Genomic DNA, 14,373 nt, shown 5'->3' with positions numbered 1-14,373 from the left:
TTTATACGGGGAAAAGATCTGCCTAAGCAGGTCTTTTTTTATTTTATATATTTTAATCTATTCCGCTATTTGCCGGATAACATGATTGGTGCGTGGTGATTAAAGTTTCACTTTATATGTAAGTAAAAAGTATATAGCATTCTATGAAACATATACTTTTATTTTTTACCGACAGATTATGTCTAGAAAGCACAAAATAACAAAAAAACACCTCCGCAAATTGACACACTTTCCTATTGGATATGCATTATACTAGTCTCAACTTAAAAAAAGAGGTGAATTGTTTGGTTGTTTACGCCGACGTTGTTTGGTTGTTAAACGCCTGCATTGATTTTCTTTTACTTTTATTAACGGCTACCGTGTTAAAAAAGAAGATCAAAAGATGGAGGCTTGTGTTAGGGGCATTGATAGGTTCAACCATTGTTATTTTTGCCTTTACTCCTTTTGCTTCTATGATGACACATCCGATTATGAAACTACTGTACTCGTTACTTATTGTGTATACAGCATTTGGGTTTACAACATTTAGAAATTATGCACAAACTGTTTTTACTTTTTACTTTGTAACCTTTATGGTTGGCGGAGGATTAATGGGCACTCATTTCTTTTTGCAAACGAATGAAATGGTAAATGGGTTGGTTCAATCTCAATCAATTTCTTATGGTGACCCAATTAGTTGGTTGTTCGTTATTTTTGGTTTTCCAGTCATTTATTATTTTTCTAAAAAGCGTATTGAAAGCGTAGAGGTTACAAAAATACACTATGATCAAATTGTGAAATTGAAAATTCAATTAGCTGAAGAGGAACTAGAACTCGCAGGTTTAATTGATAGTGGGAATCAACTTTACGACCCGTTAACGAAAACACCTGTTATGATTATGCATATTTCATCGTTAGAACATTGTTTACCAGCTTGGTTAACAGAACAAATTTATTCCAAAACACAGATTCCTCAAATACCAGAAAATGATTCTGGGTGGGCGACAAAATTACGCTTAATTCCTTTCCGAGCAGTAGGAGTAGAGAATCAATTTTTATGGGCAATTAAGCCAGAAAGTGTACAAATTTATCATGAAGGTAGTTCTATTGTCGTCAATAAAGTATTGATTGGATTAAATACACAACAGTTGTCAACCAATGGAGAGTATCAATGTATTGTGCATCCGAAAATGTTAATTTCGCAAAAAATGGTAATTGCTTAATAATGGGAGGCGGGATAATATGATGAAATTAAAATTTTATTTAGTATACCTTTGGTATAAAGTATTGTTGAAATTAGGAATTAAGACCGATGAAATTTATTACATTGGTGGAAGTGAAGCGTTACCACCACCGTTAACGAAAGAAGAAGAGGAAGTTCTTTTGAATAAATTGCCAAAAGGAGATCAGGCAGCAAGGTCGTTACTGATTGAACGCAATTTACGGCTAGTTGTATATATAGCAAGAAAGTTTGAAAATACAGGGATAAATATTGAAGATTTAATTAGCATTGGAACAATTGGGCTTATTAAAGCGGTAAATACATTTAATCCAGAAAAGAAAATAAAATTAGCAACATATGCATCACGTTGTATAGAAAATGAAATTTTAATGCATTTGCGCCGGAATAATAAAAATCGTTCAGAAGTTTCTTTTGATGAACCGCTTAACATCGATTGGGACGGGAATGAACTTTTATTATCAGATGTATTAGGGACAGACGATGATATTATTACAAAAGATTTAGAAGCTACGGTTGATCGTCATCTTCTAATGAAAGCATTACATCAATTAAATGATCGTGAAAAACAAATTATGGAACTTCGGTTTGGGCTTGCTGGAGGAGAGGAAAAGACGCAAAAAGATGTAGCGGATATGCTTGGGATTTCACAGTCATACATTTCGCGTTTAGAAAAAAGAATCATAAAAAGATTACGAAAAGAATTTAATAAAATGGTGTAAAGAATAAGACCAGCCGTTATGTAGGCTGGTCTTATTCTCTTTCGTTGTATGAGGAAGGACAACGAAAATGAAAAATGAAGAGAAAACCGCATGCATAAAATCTCCTTCAAAGGAAATACTTTACACTGTACAGCAACTCCCGATAGGAGGGAACACTTTGACGAGAAACAAAGTAGAAATTTGCGGTGTTGATACAGCTAAACTTCCCGTACTAAAAAATGATGAAATGCGTAAATTATTTCGTGAAATGCAAAGTGGAGAGATAAGCGCAAGAGAGAAATTAGTGAATGGAAACTTACGTCTTGTACTGAGCGTCATCCAAAGATTTAATAACAGAGGAGAATATGTTGACGATTTATTTCAAGTTGGTTGCATCGGACTTATGAAATCCATTGATAATTTTGATTTAGGCCAAAATGTAAAATTTTCAACGTATGCTGTGCCGATGATTATTGGGGAAATACGCAGATATTTGCGTGATAACAATCCGATTCGCGTATCTCGTTCATTACGAGATATTGCGTATAAAGCGTTACAAGTAAGAGAAAAGTTGATTGCAGAAAATTCAAAAGAACCAACAGCAATGGATATTGCAAAAGTGCTTGAAGTGACTCATGAAGAAATCGTTTTTGCTTTAGATGCAATTCAAGATCCAGTTTCATTATTTGAGCCGATTTATAACGATGGGGGAGATCCTATCTTTGTTATGGATCAGTTAAGTGATGAAAAACAAAAGGACGAGCAGTGGGTTGAAGAGCTAGCACTAAAAGAAGGAATGAAGCGTTTAAATGATCGTGAGAAAATGATTATTCGTAAACGTTTCTTCCAAGGGAAAACACAAATGGAAGTTGCAGAAGAAATTGGGATTTCTCAAGCACAAGTGTCACGTTTAGAGAAATCAGCTATTAAACAAATGAATAAGACAATTCAAGGATAAGGTTTCACCATTTATGGTGAAACCTTTTTATATGTCATATAGTTTGTTTGCGCTCATAGTAGGGTAGCTGTGTTCATATAATGAAAATAATATGAAGTTGGTAAGAGGGTGCTTCCTGTTCATTTGAGAAACAATGTTTTTTCGATTCGTCATATATAAGGGAGAGGATGAAAGTGATACAAATTTCGGAATTGCAGATGAAAGATATAATAAATGTTTCAGACGGAAAAAGGCTGGGTAATATTGGTGATATTGAAATTGATATGAACACAGGGAAGATCGATTCTATTATTATTTCTAAACAGGCACGTATGTTTGGGATTTTTGGGAAAGATGTAGAAATTGTAATTCCTTGGAAAGAAATTGTGAAAATTGGGGAAGATGTCATACTTGTTAGAGTAAATCCTGTTAATTCTGTAACAGAATCAATACAAACACCGACAATTTCATAAAGAATATTACAAATTCCTCTTTTTTTTCTGTTAGGATTATGAAAAAATAAAAGTATGGTAAAATAGACAGGAAGTACCATGCTTTTTTATGTTATTTTAATTAAAAGGAGCCGCTGTTATGAGAGAACCATTTAAATATGTGGACGGTATACTGTATTTAGAAGCGTGGAAAGAACTTGGAAACATTACTGCTGGATTTACGACAAAAGATGGTGGGGTAAGTACGGGCTCCTTTCATGCAATGAATTTAGGATTACATGTGAATGATATTGCCGAGAACGTTCATGAAAATAGACGCATTTTAGCAAATAAGTTACAAAAACCATTAGAAAACTGGATTTGCTCTGAACAAGTTCATGATCATCATGTTGAAAAAGTAGGACAACAGGAAAAAGGAAGTGGCGTTTATTTATATGAAGACGGCATTTCAAAAACAGATGGCATATATACGACTAATAATGATGTTCTTCTAACATCTTGTTACGCGGATTGTGTTCCACTCTATTTTTATGCGCCATCACATGGTATGATAGGACTTGCGCATGCTGGATGGAAAGGGACTGTAAAAGAAATTGCAAAGGAAATGATTCAAAAGTGGAATGTTGAAGGAATTTCAAGTGATGAAATTCATGTTGCAATTGGACCAGCAATTGGATCTTGTTGTTATGTTGTTGATGATCGAGTGTTAACAGCTGCAGAGCAAGTAGTAAATGGTTCTGTTCCTTATAAAAAAATTTCTGATGGGCAGTACGCAATTAATTTAAAAGAAGTTAATCGTATATTATGTGTACAAGCAGGCATAAAAGAAGAGAATATTGTAATGTCATCTCTTTGTACAAGCTGTGAAGAACAACTATTCTTCTCTCATCGTCGTGATCAAGGTAAGACAGGGAGAATGTTGAGTTTCATAGGTTTTAAGGAGGAAGAAAACAAGTGACAGTACAAAAAAATTTAACAACTGTAAACGAAGCAATTAAACAATCTTGCGCACGAGCGGGACGTTCGTTACAAGAAATTAAACTCGTTGCAGTTACAAAAACGGTAGGAATTGAAAAAACAAACGAAGTAATTGAAGCAGGAATTATCGATTTAGGTGAAAATAGAAATGAAGGTTTCTTACCGAAGTACGAACATTTCGGTTCAAAAGTGAATTGGCATTTTATTGGATCATTACAAACGAGAAAAGTAAAAGAAATTATTAATGAAATCGATTATTTACATTCGTTAGATCGTCTTTCACTTGCAAAAGAAATTCAAAAACGTGCGGATAAGAAAGTGAAATGTTTTGTTCAAGTGAAAACATCATCTGAAGAATCAAAACAAGGATTGGCAATAGAAGAAACCGTTTCTTTTATTCAAAGTTTGCAAGAATTGGATAAGATTGAAGTGGTTGGACTAATGACAATGGCTCCATTTACAGGGGAAGAGGAAGAAATCAGACGCTGTTTTAAGGAGTTACGTATGCTACAAACAGAGGTGCAGGAGCTAGAATTACTACATGCGCCATGCAAAGAATTATCAATGGGAATGTCTAATGATTACACGATTGCAATTGAAGAAGGAGCTACATATATTCGTTTGGGGACGATTTTAGTAGGAAAAGCGTAAAAGGAAGGAGAATCTTATTATGAGTTGGTCAAAAGTAAAATACTTCTTTTTTGATACACCGGAAGAAAAAGAAGCAGCTCAATATAGTTATGAAAAGGAGCAAACAGACATGAAGAAGCAGCAAGATCCGCCAGAACAACAAGATGTTACGTTTCCAAAAGCGCAACCGAAACAAAATGTTGTGAGCATTGAAACAGCAAAGCAATCTTCAAAAGTTGTTTTATTAGAACCACGCACATATTCAGAAGCGCAAGGGATTGCGGATCATTTAAAAGGTAGACGAGCTGTTGTAATTAATTTACAACGAATGTCTACTGATCAAGCTGTACGTATCGTTGACTTTTTAAGTGGTACTGTATACGCTATAGGCGGGGACATTCAAAAAATAGGACCGAAAACATTTATGTGTACGCCTGAAAATGTAGATATTGTTGGTGCAATTTCAGAGTTATTCGGTGAAGAAGAAGAAACAAATATAAAGAGGTGGTAATACGCCATGGAAACAGTTTTAAGGCTTTTAGTTTATGCTATCGAGATTTACTCGTGGGCACTTATTATTTACATTCTCCTATCATGGTTCCCAGGTGCAAAGGAATCAACTTTCGGAGATTTTCTTGCGCGTATTTGTGAACCATATTTAGAACCATTTCGCAGATTTATTCCGCCGCTTGGTATGATTGATATTTCGCCACTCGTTGCGATCTTTGCTTTAAGACTTGCGACAAATGGTTTAATAAGTTTATTCGGCTATTTCTTATAGTAAGAGGTTATATGTATGAGCATCTACGAGCATTTTAGACCTGATGAAGTGGTCTTTGTGGATAAAGTGTTAGAGTGGAAGCGAGCAGCGGAGTACCATCAAGTGAAATTAACAGATTTCCTTGATCCAAGGCAACAACAAATTGTTACTATGGTAATAGGCCAAGGGGATGTTGCTGTACAATTTGATGGTGCAACGTCTCAAGCAGAGCGCAAAAGAGCACTCATTTATCCGGACTATCTAGTAATAAATGAAGAGGAATTTCAAGTAGAAGTATTGGAAATTGACTATCCTTCCAAGTTTTATACGCTAGAGCATAGGCAAATATTAGGTACATTTATGTCTCTTGGTTTAACGAGAGAAAAATGTGGTGATATTTTGCTTCAAGAAGATCGTGCCCAAATTGTAGTCGCGAAAGAAGTTGTATCTTATATTGAGATGAACTTACAATCTATAGGAAAAGTGAAAGTCTCCTTATCACCAGTGCAAGGAGAAAAAATTCTACAGATACAAGAAACGTGGGGGGAGAAATCCGGAACGGTTTCTTCACTTCGTTTAGATGTTATGTTAGCTGAAATGTTACATATATCTAGGCAAAAAGTACAACCTTTCATAAAAAATGGTTTAGTAAAAGTGAATTGGAAAACAGTGGAGCAAACCTCTTATGAATGTTATCCAGGAGATGTTTTTTCAGTGAGAGGATATGGACGCAGTAAATTGTTTTCTGTAGAAGGTAGAACAAAGCGCGACAAATGGAGAATTTTGTATGGTATACTAAAATGATTGGTTTTTTAGAAGGAAATCCTCCTATTTTGTCGAAGAAAAGATATAATTGAAAGAGGAAATTTAGATAACTACTTGGAGGTGGCGTTGTGCCGTTAACACCATTAGATATTCATAACAAAGAATTTGGTCGCGGATTCCGTGGCTATGATGAGGATCAAGTAAATGAGTTTCTTGATCAAATTATCAAAGATTATGAATTAGTCATTCGTGAGAAAAAAGCTTTAGAAGAACAAGTTGCGCAATTAGAAGGGAAGTTAGATCATTTCTCTAATATTGAAGATACGTTAAACAAATCTATCGTTGTTGCACAAGAAGCAGCGGAAGAAGTAAAACGTAATGCCCAAAAAGAAGCGAAATTAATTGTACGTGAAGCTGAAAAGAATGCAGACCGTATTATTAACGAAGCTTTAGTAAAATCAAGAAAAGTTGCTTTTGATATTGAAGAGCTAAAGAAACAAGCGAAAGTATTCCGCACTCGTTTCCGTATGTTATTAGAAACACAGCTTGAAATGTTAAACAACGATGATTGGGATAAACTAATTGAGTTAGAAGACGAAGTAGACGAGCTGTTGAAAAAAGAAGAAACAGTGTAAGCTTGACGTTTTTCTCATTATTACATATAATTTTAAACAACATATTTATTAAGAAAAACGAAGATAGGGATAAGTACCTTTTTCATACCTTATATAGCGAACTGAGGATGGTGTAAGCTCAGGATAAGGAGATAATGGGAATATCACCCTGGAGTTCCGCGCTGAACAAATAGAGTAAGCGTAGGCGTATATTCGCGTTAAGAATATAAAGAGGATTGTATACATACGTATAGAATCTACTAGGGTGGTACCGCGGGAGACTTTCTCGTCCCTTTTTGGGATGAGAAAGTCTCTTTTTTATTCCGTTTTTTAGGTCTTTCTTTTATACATGTAAGGAGGAATTGAGCATGGAGTACAAAAATACATTACTAATGCCAAAAACAGAGTTCCCGATGCGTGGGAATTTACCAAAACGTGAGCCTGCAATGCAAGAAAAGTGGGCGGAAATGAATATTTATGAAAAGGTACAAGAACATACGAAAGGTCGTCCTTTATTTGTACTGCATGATGGACCTCCATATGCGAATGGTGACATTCATATGGGACATGCATTAAATAAAGTATTAAAAGACTTTATCGTTCGTTATAAATCAATGACTGGTTTCTGTGCACCATATGTCCCAGGTTGGGATACACACGGTTTACCAATTGAACAAGCTTTAACAAATAAAGGTGTGAAGCGTAAAGAAATGACAGTTGCTGAGTTCCGTAAGTTATGTGCAGAGTATGCATATGAACAGGTAGAACGTCAGCGTGAGCAATTTAAGCGTTTAGGTGTACGTGCTGATTGGGATAACCCATACATTACCTTAGAGCCAGCATATGAAGCACAACAAATTAAAGTGTTTGGTGATATGGCGAAAAAAGGTTATATCTATAAAGGGCAAAAACCAGTTTACTGGTCACCAACGAGTGAATCAGCTTTAGCAGAAGCTGAAATTGAATACCAAGATAAGAAATCAGCATCTATTTACGTAGCATTTCCTGTAAAAGATGGAAAGAACGTATTAGAAGGTGATGAGAAATACATTATCTGGACAACAACGCCTTGGACGTTGCCTGCAAACTTAGGTATTTCTGTTCACCCAGAACTTGAATACGCTATTGTAAAAGTAAATGGTGAAAAATATATTATTGCTTCTGAACTATTTGAGACAGTTGCAAAAACGTTAGAGTGGGAAAACGCTGAAGTTGTGAAAACAGTAAAAGGTAGCGAGCTTGAGTATACAGTTGCAAAGCATCCATTCTACGATCGTGATTCATTAGTTATGCTAGGAGATCACGTAACAACAGATGCAGGTACAGGTTGTGTTCATACAGCACCAGGACACGGGGAAGATGACTTTATTGTTGGTAAAAAGTATGGCTTAGAAGTACTTTGCCCAGTTGATGATAAAGGTGTATTAACAGAGGAAGCACCTGGATTTGAAGGCTTATTCTATGATAAAGCTAACAAGCCAATTACAGAAAAATTAGAAGAAGTAGGCGCATTACTGAAGCTAACATTCATTACACATTCATATCCACATGATTGGAGAACGAAAAAACCTATTATTTTCCGTGCGACAGCACAGTGGTTTGCATCTATTGAAGCATTCCGTAAAGAGTTATTAGAAGCTGTTGCGGACACAAAATGGGTACCGGCATGGGGCGAAACTCGTCTTCATAACATGGTTCGTGACCGTGGTGACTGGTGTATTTCTCGTCAACGTGCATGGGGTGTGCCAATTCCTGTATTCTATGCTGAGAATGGTGATCCAATCATTACGGATGAAACAATTAACCATGTAGCTGATTTATTCCGTGAACACGGTTCTAACGTATGGTTTGAGCGTGAAGCGAAAGATCTATTACCAGAAGGATTTACACATCCAGGTAGCCCAAATGGTGAATTCCGTAAAGAAACAGACATCATGGATGTATGGTTCGACTCAGGTTCTTCTCACCAAGCGGTATTAGAAGAGCGCAATGACTTACAACGTCCAGCAGATTTATATTTAGAAGGATCTGACCAATATCGTGGTTGGTTTAACTCTTCATTATCGACAGCAGTTGCTGTAACAGGAAAAGCGCCATATAAAGGCGTACTAAGCCACGGTTTCGTATTAGATGGTGAAGGACGTAAAATGAGTAAGTCGATTGGAAACATCGTCGTACCGAAGAAAATTATGGATCAATTAGGCGGAGATATTTTACGATTATGGGTATCTTCTGTTGACTATCAATCTGATGTACGTATTTCGGATGATATTTTAAAACAAGTAGCAGAAGTGTATCGTAAAATCCGTAACACATTCCGTTTCTTATTAGGAAACTTAGACGACTTTAAGCCAAGTGAAAATACAGTAGCTGTAGCTGAACTTCGTGAAGTAGATCGTTACATGTTAGTGAAATTAAATGACTTAATTACAAAAGTAAAAGAAGCATATGAGACATACGACTTCGCTGCTGTATATCATGCAATTCATAACTTCTGTACAATTGATTTAAGTTCATTCTACTTAGACTTTGCAAAAGACATTTTATACATTGAAGGTGCGAACCATGAAGATCGTCGTGCAATTCAAACTGTATTATATGATGTTCTTGTTGCATTGACGAAACTTGTAACACCAATCTTACCGCATACAGCTGATGAAGTATGGCCATACATTCCAGGTGTAACAGAAGAAAGTGTACAATTAACTGATATGCCAGAAGCTGTACAATTAGATGGTGCAGAAGCATTAAAAACAAAATGGGATGCATTTATGACATTGCGTGATGACGTATTAAAAGCGTTAGAAGTAGCTCGTAATGAAAAGGTAATCGGTAAGTCATTAAATGCAAGCATTACGCTATATCCAACTGCAGAAATGAAAGCTATGTTAGAGTCTATTAACGAAGACTTAAAGCAATTATTCATCGTTTCTGAGTACAAACTTGGTGGTATGATGGAAGAGGCGCCAGCAGATGCACCGAAGTATGAACATACAGCGGTTGTTGTTGTTCAAGCAACTGGTGAAACATGTGAACGTTGTTGGGTAGTTTCAGAAACAATTGGTAAAGATGCTGAACATGAAACATTATGTGAGCGTTGCGCAACGGTTGTTAAAGAAAATTATGTAAAATAACAAGGGGTGACTGCACGTAAAGTGCAGTCATTTTTTTGGTTAACAGTATATTGAAATAACTTTCACTCTCTTTCCTATGAAGGAAAAATGTGTGAGAGGTAAGCATATAAATTTCGGACACACTAATCGTACATTGCAACTGGGAGGAATGTACACGTGAATGAAATGTATATGGAAATCAAAGAAGAATTGCAATTGATGCGAAAAGAGTTACAAGAGAGGCTAGCTAAAGAGGTTATGTACAAATATAATACAGAGTTTAGCGAAGAGCTTGGGTATGAAATTAAGGAAGAGATAAAGAAAAAACTTTTATTACATGATATAAAAGAGGATTTAAAAGATGTAGAACGTGCATTATTTAAAATGGAAATAGATATGTATGGTATTTGTGAAGACACAGGAAGAGTAATGTCGGTAAAACAAATGAAAACGATGCCGACTGCACGTACCATTCATGAATTTTTCTATGAAAAAGTAAATGTATGAATGTGCACAACGATATTATATTACCTTTTTTTAATTTATTTTATTCTTCTATAAAGGTTCATTGTGAAAAGGTTGCAGCTATGCTAAAATTTTGAGGTACACTGTCTTTGTGGGGGAAATGAAAATGATATATTATGTAATAGCGTTATTTGTCATTGCCATCGATCAAATATCGAAATGGCTAATTGTAAAGAACATGGAATTAGGTACGAGTATTCCGATTATCGATAATGTATTATACATAACATCACATCGAAATAGAGGAGCTGCTTGGGGCATTTTAGAAAATAAAATGTGGTTTTTCTACATTATTACAGTCGTTTTTGTAGCATTTATCGTATTTTATATGAAAAAATATGCAAAAACAGACAAGCTTCTAGGAATTTCATTAGGTCTAATTTTAGGCGGAGCAATTGGTAATTTTATTGATCGTGTATTTAGACAAGAAGTAGTGGATTTCATTCACGTGTATATTTTCTCGTACAACTATCCAGTATTCAATATCGCTGATTCAGCATTATGTATTGGTGTTGTATTAATTATTATTCAAACATTATTAGAAGGCAAGAAAACGAAGGAGTAATTGAATGAGTGAAGTAGTACAAGTAACAGTTGCAGAAGAACAAAAAAATGAGCGAATTGATAAATTCGTTGCAGGAATAAATAATGAATGGTCACGTACACAAGTACAACAATGGATTAAAGATGACGTTGTTACAGTTAATGGAAAATCTGTAAAAGGGAATTATAAAGTTAGAGAAAATGATGAAATTACAGTGACGATTCCTGAGCCAGAAGAGTTAGATATTCAGCCAGAAGATATGAATTTAGAAATTTATTATGAAGATGCAGATGTACTTGTTGTTAATAAGCCGCGTGGTATGGTTGTGCATCCAGCACCAGGTCATACAAGTGGTACACTTGTGAACGGTCTTATGCACCATTGTACAGACTTATCAGGCATTAATGGTGTGATGCGTCCGGGTATCGTACATCGTATTGATAAAGATACGTCTGGTCTATTAATGGTTGCTAAAAATGATATGGCACACGAATCACTTGTAAATCAACTTGTAGCAAAAACAGTAACGAGACGTTACAAAGCGATTGTACACGGTGTTATTCCGCACGATAAGGGAACGATTGATGCTCCGATTGCTCGTGATAAGAAAGAACGTCAAAGTATGACGGTTGATGAAAATGGTAAGCATGCTGTTACGCATTTCCAAGTGTTAGAGCGATTCAAAGATTTCACACTTGTAGAATGTCGCTTAGAAACAGGGCGTACACACCAAATTCGTGTTCATATGAAATATATTGGCTATCCACTTGCAGGAGATCCAAAGTATGGACCAAAGAAAACATTAGACATGAATGGACAAGCACTTCACGCAGGTATTTTAGGATTTGACCATCCTCGTACTGGTGAATATATTCAGTTTGAGGCACCGATTCCAGAAGTGTTTGAAGATGCATTAAATATTTTACGAAAATAGTATTGACAAATCATAAGAAAACTGAGATACTGACAACAGTTAAATAATGATCCTTTAACACAGCCCCGTGAGGTTGAGAAGGTAACGGTTTGAAATACATAGGGTATGCTGTACCCTTTTTCAAAAGTCCTCTCGCACACGCTGAGAGGACTTTTTTTATACCATTACTCTCACGCAAGAAAAAAGCTTGGAGGTGTAGAGCATGCAAGAGAAAGCTGTCGTTTTAGATGACCAAATGATTCGCCGCGCTTTAACACGAATTAGTCATGAAATCGTGGAACGAAATAAAGGTGTCGATAATTGTGTTCTTGTCGGAATTAAAACTCGTGGAATTTTTATTGCACAACGTTTGGCAGAACGAATTGGTCAAATTGAAGGAAAAGAAATGGAAGTTGGAGAGTTAGACATTACGTTATATCGAGATGATTTAACACTACAATCGAAAAATAAAGAACCACTTGTAAAAGGTTCTGATATCCCTGTAGATATTACGAAGAAAAAAGTTATCCTTGTGGATGATGTATTATATACAGGCAGAACTGTTCGAGCAGCAATGGATGCTCTTATGGATTTAGGTAGACCATCACAAATCCAACTAGCGGTTCTTGTTGATAGAGGTCATCGTGAACTACCAATTCGCGCTGATTATGTAGGAAAGAACATTCCAACATCAAGTGAAGAGCGTATCGAAGTTGATTTGCAAGAGACAGATCAACAAGATCGAGTAAGCATATACGATAAGTAAAGCCCTTTTAAATGTAGTCCTGTGAGGCTGCCAAAGGGTCTTGGCTTTCATATGTCAAATTTGGCATACGAAAGTGTAGGACTCTTTGTGCACAGGCACAAAGAGTTTTTTTATTGCAAAGATTTAAACTGAAGGAGGATGTAACAATGGAACAAAAGCCAGTGTTAGACGTTAATGAAGTACCGAAACCGGGAAAATGGTTATTTTTAAGTATACAACATTTGTTCGCGATGTTTGGATCAACAGTGCTTGTTCCGTTTTTAACAGGATTGAATCCGTCAGTAGCATTAATATCAAGTGGATTAGGAACGTTAGTGTTTCTTCTTATAACGAAAGGTCAAGTACCTGCCTATCTTGGGTCATCATTCGCCTTTATCGCACCGATTATAACAGCGAAAACGGCAGGGGGACCTGGAGCAGCAATGCTTGGTGGTTTGCTAGCAGGACTTGTATACATCTTAATCTCACTCGGAATTAAGAAATCAGGATCAGAGTGGATTATGAAATTACTACCACCAATCGTAGTTGGTCCAGTAGTAATGGTAATCGGGCTAGCTTTAGCACATACAGCAGTTAACATGGCGATGAATGGTGCGGATGGCAAATATAGCTTTACACACTTTTCAGTAGCATTAGTAACATTAGCAATTACAATTATATGCTCAATATTCGGAAGAGGATTTTTCAGTATCATACCAGTGTTACTTGGCATTATCGGCGGATATATCTTCGCTTACTTCCAAGGGTTAGTAGACTTAAAGCCGGTAGCTGAGGCAAAATGGTTTGTTGTACCAGATTTCACAGTACCATTTGTAACATACACACCAGAGTTTTCATGGAAGATTGTACTCTTGATGGTACCAGTTGCACTAGTAACAATTTCAGAACATATCGGACATCAAATTGTATTAGGAAATGTTATTAAAAGAGATTTAATTAAAAAACCAGGTTTACACCGTTCAATCTTCGGTGATGGAGTAGCCACATTAATCGCATCACTAATCGGTGGACCACCGAATACAACGTATGGTGAAAACATCGGTGTGCTAGCAATTACAAGAGCGTACAGTGTATACTTATTCATCGGTTCAGCGGTATTCGCAATCATGTTCGGATTTATCGGTAAGATTTCTGCACTGATTCATTCGATCCCCACACCAGTTATGGGTGGTGTATCAATCTTACTATTCGGTGTAATCGCATCAAGCGGATTACGCATGATGGTAGACGATAAAACAGATTTAAGTGACAAACGAAACTTAATGATTGCATCAGTAATACTAGTAATCGGTATTGGTGGAGCGGTACTTCACGTAGGAGAATCATTCCAAGTAGAAGGAATGGCACTAGCAGCAATTGTAGGTGTACTGTTAAATCTACTACTACCGGAAACGAAACAAATAAAACAATCTAAGCAGATTGCTTCATAATAATAACCTTTTAATTCAGTCCTGTG

Annotated in this window: 16 protein-coding genes and 1 other annotated feature; all 16 genes read left to right on the top strand. The window is 36.1% G+C overall.

What is annotated here, in order from left to right:
• The first annotated feature begins 284 nt into the window (after nt 1–284).
• The 16 genes from spoIIGA to uraA all read left to right on the top strand — a co-directional run bounded on the left by spoIIGA (nt 285) and on the right by uraA (nt 14,347).
• Complete coding sequence (gene spoIIGA, locus ACTFNE_RS00990) at nt 285–1,202, top strand: sigma-E processing peptidase SpoIIGA (RefSeq protein WP_000261994.1); 918 nt, start codon at nt 285–287, stop codon at nt 1,200–1,202.
• A 19-nt stretch (nt 1,203–1,221) separates the two neighbouring features.
• Nucleotides 1,222–1,941 carry an RNA polymerase sporulation sigma factor SigE gene (gene sigE / locus ACTFNE_RS00985; RefSeq protein ID WP_000976948.1) on the top strand — a complete coding sequence of 240 codons (720 nt, stop codon included), beginning with the start codon at nt 1,222–1,224 and terminating at the stop codon, nt 1,939–1,941.
• Between the two features lie 157 nt (nt 1,942–2,098).
• Nucleotides 2,099–2,878 carry an RNA polymerase sporulation sigma factor SigG gene (sigG, locus tag ACTFNE_RS00980; RefSeq protein ID WP_000197753.1) on the top strand — a complete coding sequence of 260 codons (780 nt, stop codon included), beginning with the start codon at nt 2,099–2,101 and terminating at the stop codon, nt 2,876–2,878.
• A 167-nt stretch (nt 2,879–3,045) separates the two neighbouring features.
• The gene (locus tag ACTFNE_RS00975) at nt 3,046–3,330 is read left to right on the top strand and encodes a YlmC/YmxH family sporulation protein (RefSeq protein WP_001998116.1); all 285 of its coding nucleotides are present in this window, start codon (nt 3,046–3,048) and stop codon (nt 3,328–3,330) included.
• A gap of 118 nt (nt 3,331–3,448) precedes the next feature.
• Nucleotides 3,449–4,267: a peptidoglycan editing factor PgeF gene (gene pgeF, locus ACTFNE_RS00970; protein WP_046198486.1), complete on the top strand. Its 819-nt coding sequence runs from the start codon at nt 3,449–3,451 to the stop codon at nt 4,265–4,267.
• A complete protein-coding gene (locus ACTFNE_RS00965) occupies nt 4,264–4,938 on the top strand; it encodes a YggS family pyridoxal phosphate-dependent enzyme (RefSeq protein ID WP_046198487.1) in 675 nt (224 codons plus the stop codon). The genes pgeF and ACTFNE_RS00965 overlap by 4 nt, the downstream gene beginning before the upstream one ends.
• Nucleotides 4,939–4,957: 19 nt before the next feature.
• Complete coding sequence (locus ACTFNE_RS00960) at nt 4,958–5,428, top strand: cell division protein SepF (protein ID WP_000119137.1); 471 nt, start codon at nt 4,958–4,960, stop codon at nt 5,426–5,428.
• 6 nt (nt 5,429–5,434) lie between these two features.
• Nucleotides 5,435–5,698 carry a YggT family protein gene (locus ACTFNE_RS00955; protein ID WP_046198488.1) on the top strand — a complete coding sequence of 88 codons (264 nt, stop codon included), beginning with the start codon at nt 5,435–5,437 and terminating at the stop codon, nt 5,696–5,698.
• A gap of 15 nt (nt 5,699–5,713) precedes the next feature.
• Nucleotides 5,714–6,481: an RNA-binding protein gene (locus tag ACTFNE_RS00950; protein ID WP_000029725.1), complete on the top strand. Its 768-nt coding sequence runs from the start codon at nt 5,714–5,716 to the stop codon at nt 6,479–6,481.
• Between the two features lie 89 nt (nt 6,482–6,570).
• On the top strand, nt 6,571–7,077 hold the full coding sequence (divIVA, locus tag ACTFNE_RS00945) for a septum site-determining protein DivIVA (protein WP_001131612.1): 507 nt from the start codon (nt 6,571–6,573) through the stop codon (nt 7,075–7,077).
• A 51-nt stretch (nt 7,078–7,128) separates the two neighbouring features.
• Nucleotides 7,129–7,353 (top strand) — a binding site (T-box leader).
• A 71-nt stretch (nt 7,354–7,424) separates the two neighbouring features.
• Nucleotides 7,425–10,190 carry an isoleucine--tRNA ligase gene (ileS2, locus tag ACTFNE_RS00940; protein WP_046198489.1) on the top strand — a complete coding sequence of 922 codons (2,766 nt, stop codon included), beginning with the start codon at nt 7,425–7,427 and terminating at the stop codon, nt 10,188–10,190.
• Between the two features lie 156 nt (nt 10,191–10,346).
• Complete coding sequence (locus ACTFNE_RS00935) at nt 10,347–10,676, top strand: molecular chaperone DnaK (RefSeq protein WP_001004664.1); 330 nt, start codon at nt 10,347–10,349, stop codon at nt 10,674–10,676.
• Between the two features lie 124 nt (nt 10,677–10,800).
• Nucleotides 10,801–11,259, top strand: a complete 459-nt coding sequence (gene lspA / locus ACTFNE_RS00930; RefSeq protein WP_000642177.1) for a lipoprotein signal peptidase LspA — start codon at nt 10,801–10,803, stop codon at nt 11,257–11,259.
• 4 nt (nt 11,260–11,263) lie between these two features.
• On the top strand, nt 11,264–12,172 hold the full coding sequence (locus ACTFNE_RS00925; protein ID WP_046198490.1) for an RluA family pseudouridine synthase: 909 nt from the start codon (nt 11,264–11,266) through the stop codon (nt 12,170–12,172).
• A 202-nt stretch (nt 12,173–12,374) separates the two neighbouring features.
• Nucleotides 12,375–12,917: a bifunctional pyrimidine operon transcriptional regulator/uracil phosphoribosyltransferase gene (pyrR, locus tag ACTFNE_RS00920; protein ID WP_001156491.1), complete on the top strand. Its 543-nt coding sequence runs from the start codon at nt 12,375–12,377 to the stop codon at nt 12,915–12,917.
• A 146-nt stretch (nt 12,918–13,063) separates the two neighbouring features.
• Entirely contained in the window at nt 13,064–14,347 is a 1,284-nt protein-coding gene (gene uraA / locus ACTFNE_RS00915) for a uracil permease (protein WP_046198491.1), read from the top strand.
• Nucleotides 14,348–14,373 lie beyond the last annotated feature (26 nt).

Origin of the sequence: Bacillus cereus group sp. MYBKT111-2 (assembly GCF_051915205.1) — a bacterium.
Classification (GTDB): domain Bacteria; phylum Bacillota; class Bacilli; order Bacillales; family Bacillaceae_G; genus Bacillus_A; species Bacillus_A paranthracis.
This window is presented reverse-complemented; position numbering and strand designations above follow the sequence as displayed.

What these genes read in the sequence shown, in the direction of transcription:
- sigE (WP_000976948.1), top strand. Translation starts at nt 1,222, where the DNA reads ATGATGAAATTAAAATTTTATTTAGTATACCTTTGGTATAAAGTATTG.
- ACTFNE_RS00975 (WP_001998116.1), top strand. Translation starts at nt 3,046, where the DNA reads ATGAAAGTGATACAAATTTCGGAATTGCAGATGAAAGATATAATAAAT.
- pgeF (WP_046198486.1), top strand. Translation starts at nt 3,449, where the DNA reads ATGAGAGAACCATTTAAATATGTGGACGGTATACTGTATTTAGAAGCG.
- ACTFNE_RS00960 (WP_000119137.1), top strand. Translation starts at nt 4,958, where the DNA reads ATGAGTTGGTCAAAAGTAAAATACTTCTTTTTTGATACACCGGAAGAA.
- ACTFNE_RS00955 (WP_046198488.1), top strand. Translation starts at nt 5,435, where the DNA reads ATGGAAACAGTTTTAAGGCTTTTAGTTTATGCTATCGAGATTTACTCG.
- ACTFNE_RS00950 (WP_000029725.1), top strand. Translation starts at nt 5,714, where the DNA reads ATGAGCATCTACGAGCATTTTAGACCTGATGAAGTGGTCTTTGTGGAT.
- ileS2 (WP_046198489.1), top strand. Translation starts at nt 7,425, where the DNA reads ATGGAGTACAAAAATACATTACTAATGCCAAAAACAGAGTTCCCGATG.
- lspA (WP_000642177.1), top strand. Translation starts at nt 10,801, where the DNA reads ATGATATATTATGTAATAGCGTTATTTGTCATTGCCATCGATCAAATA.
- ACTFNE_RS00925 (WP_046198490.1), top strand. Translation starts at nt 11,264, where the DNA reads ATGAGTGAAGTAGTACAAGTAACAGTTGCAGAAGAACAAAAAAATGAG.
- pyrR (WP_001156491.1), top strand. Translation starts at nt 12,375, where the DNA reads ATGCAAGAGAAAGCTGTCGTTTTAGATGACCAAATGATTCGCCGCGCT.
- uraA (WP_046198491.1), top strand. Translation starts at nt 13,064, where the DNA reads ATGGAACAAAAGCCAGTGTTAGACGTTAATGAAGTACCGAAACCGGGA.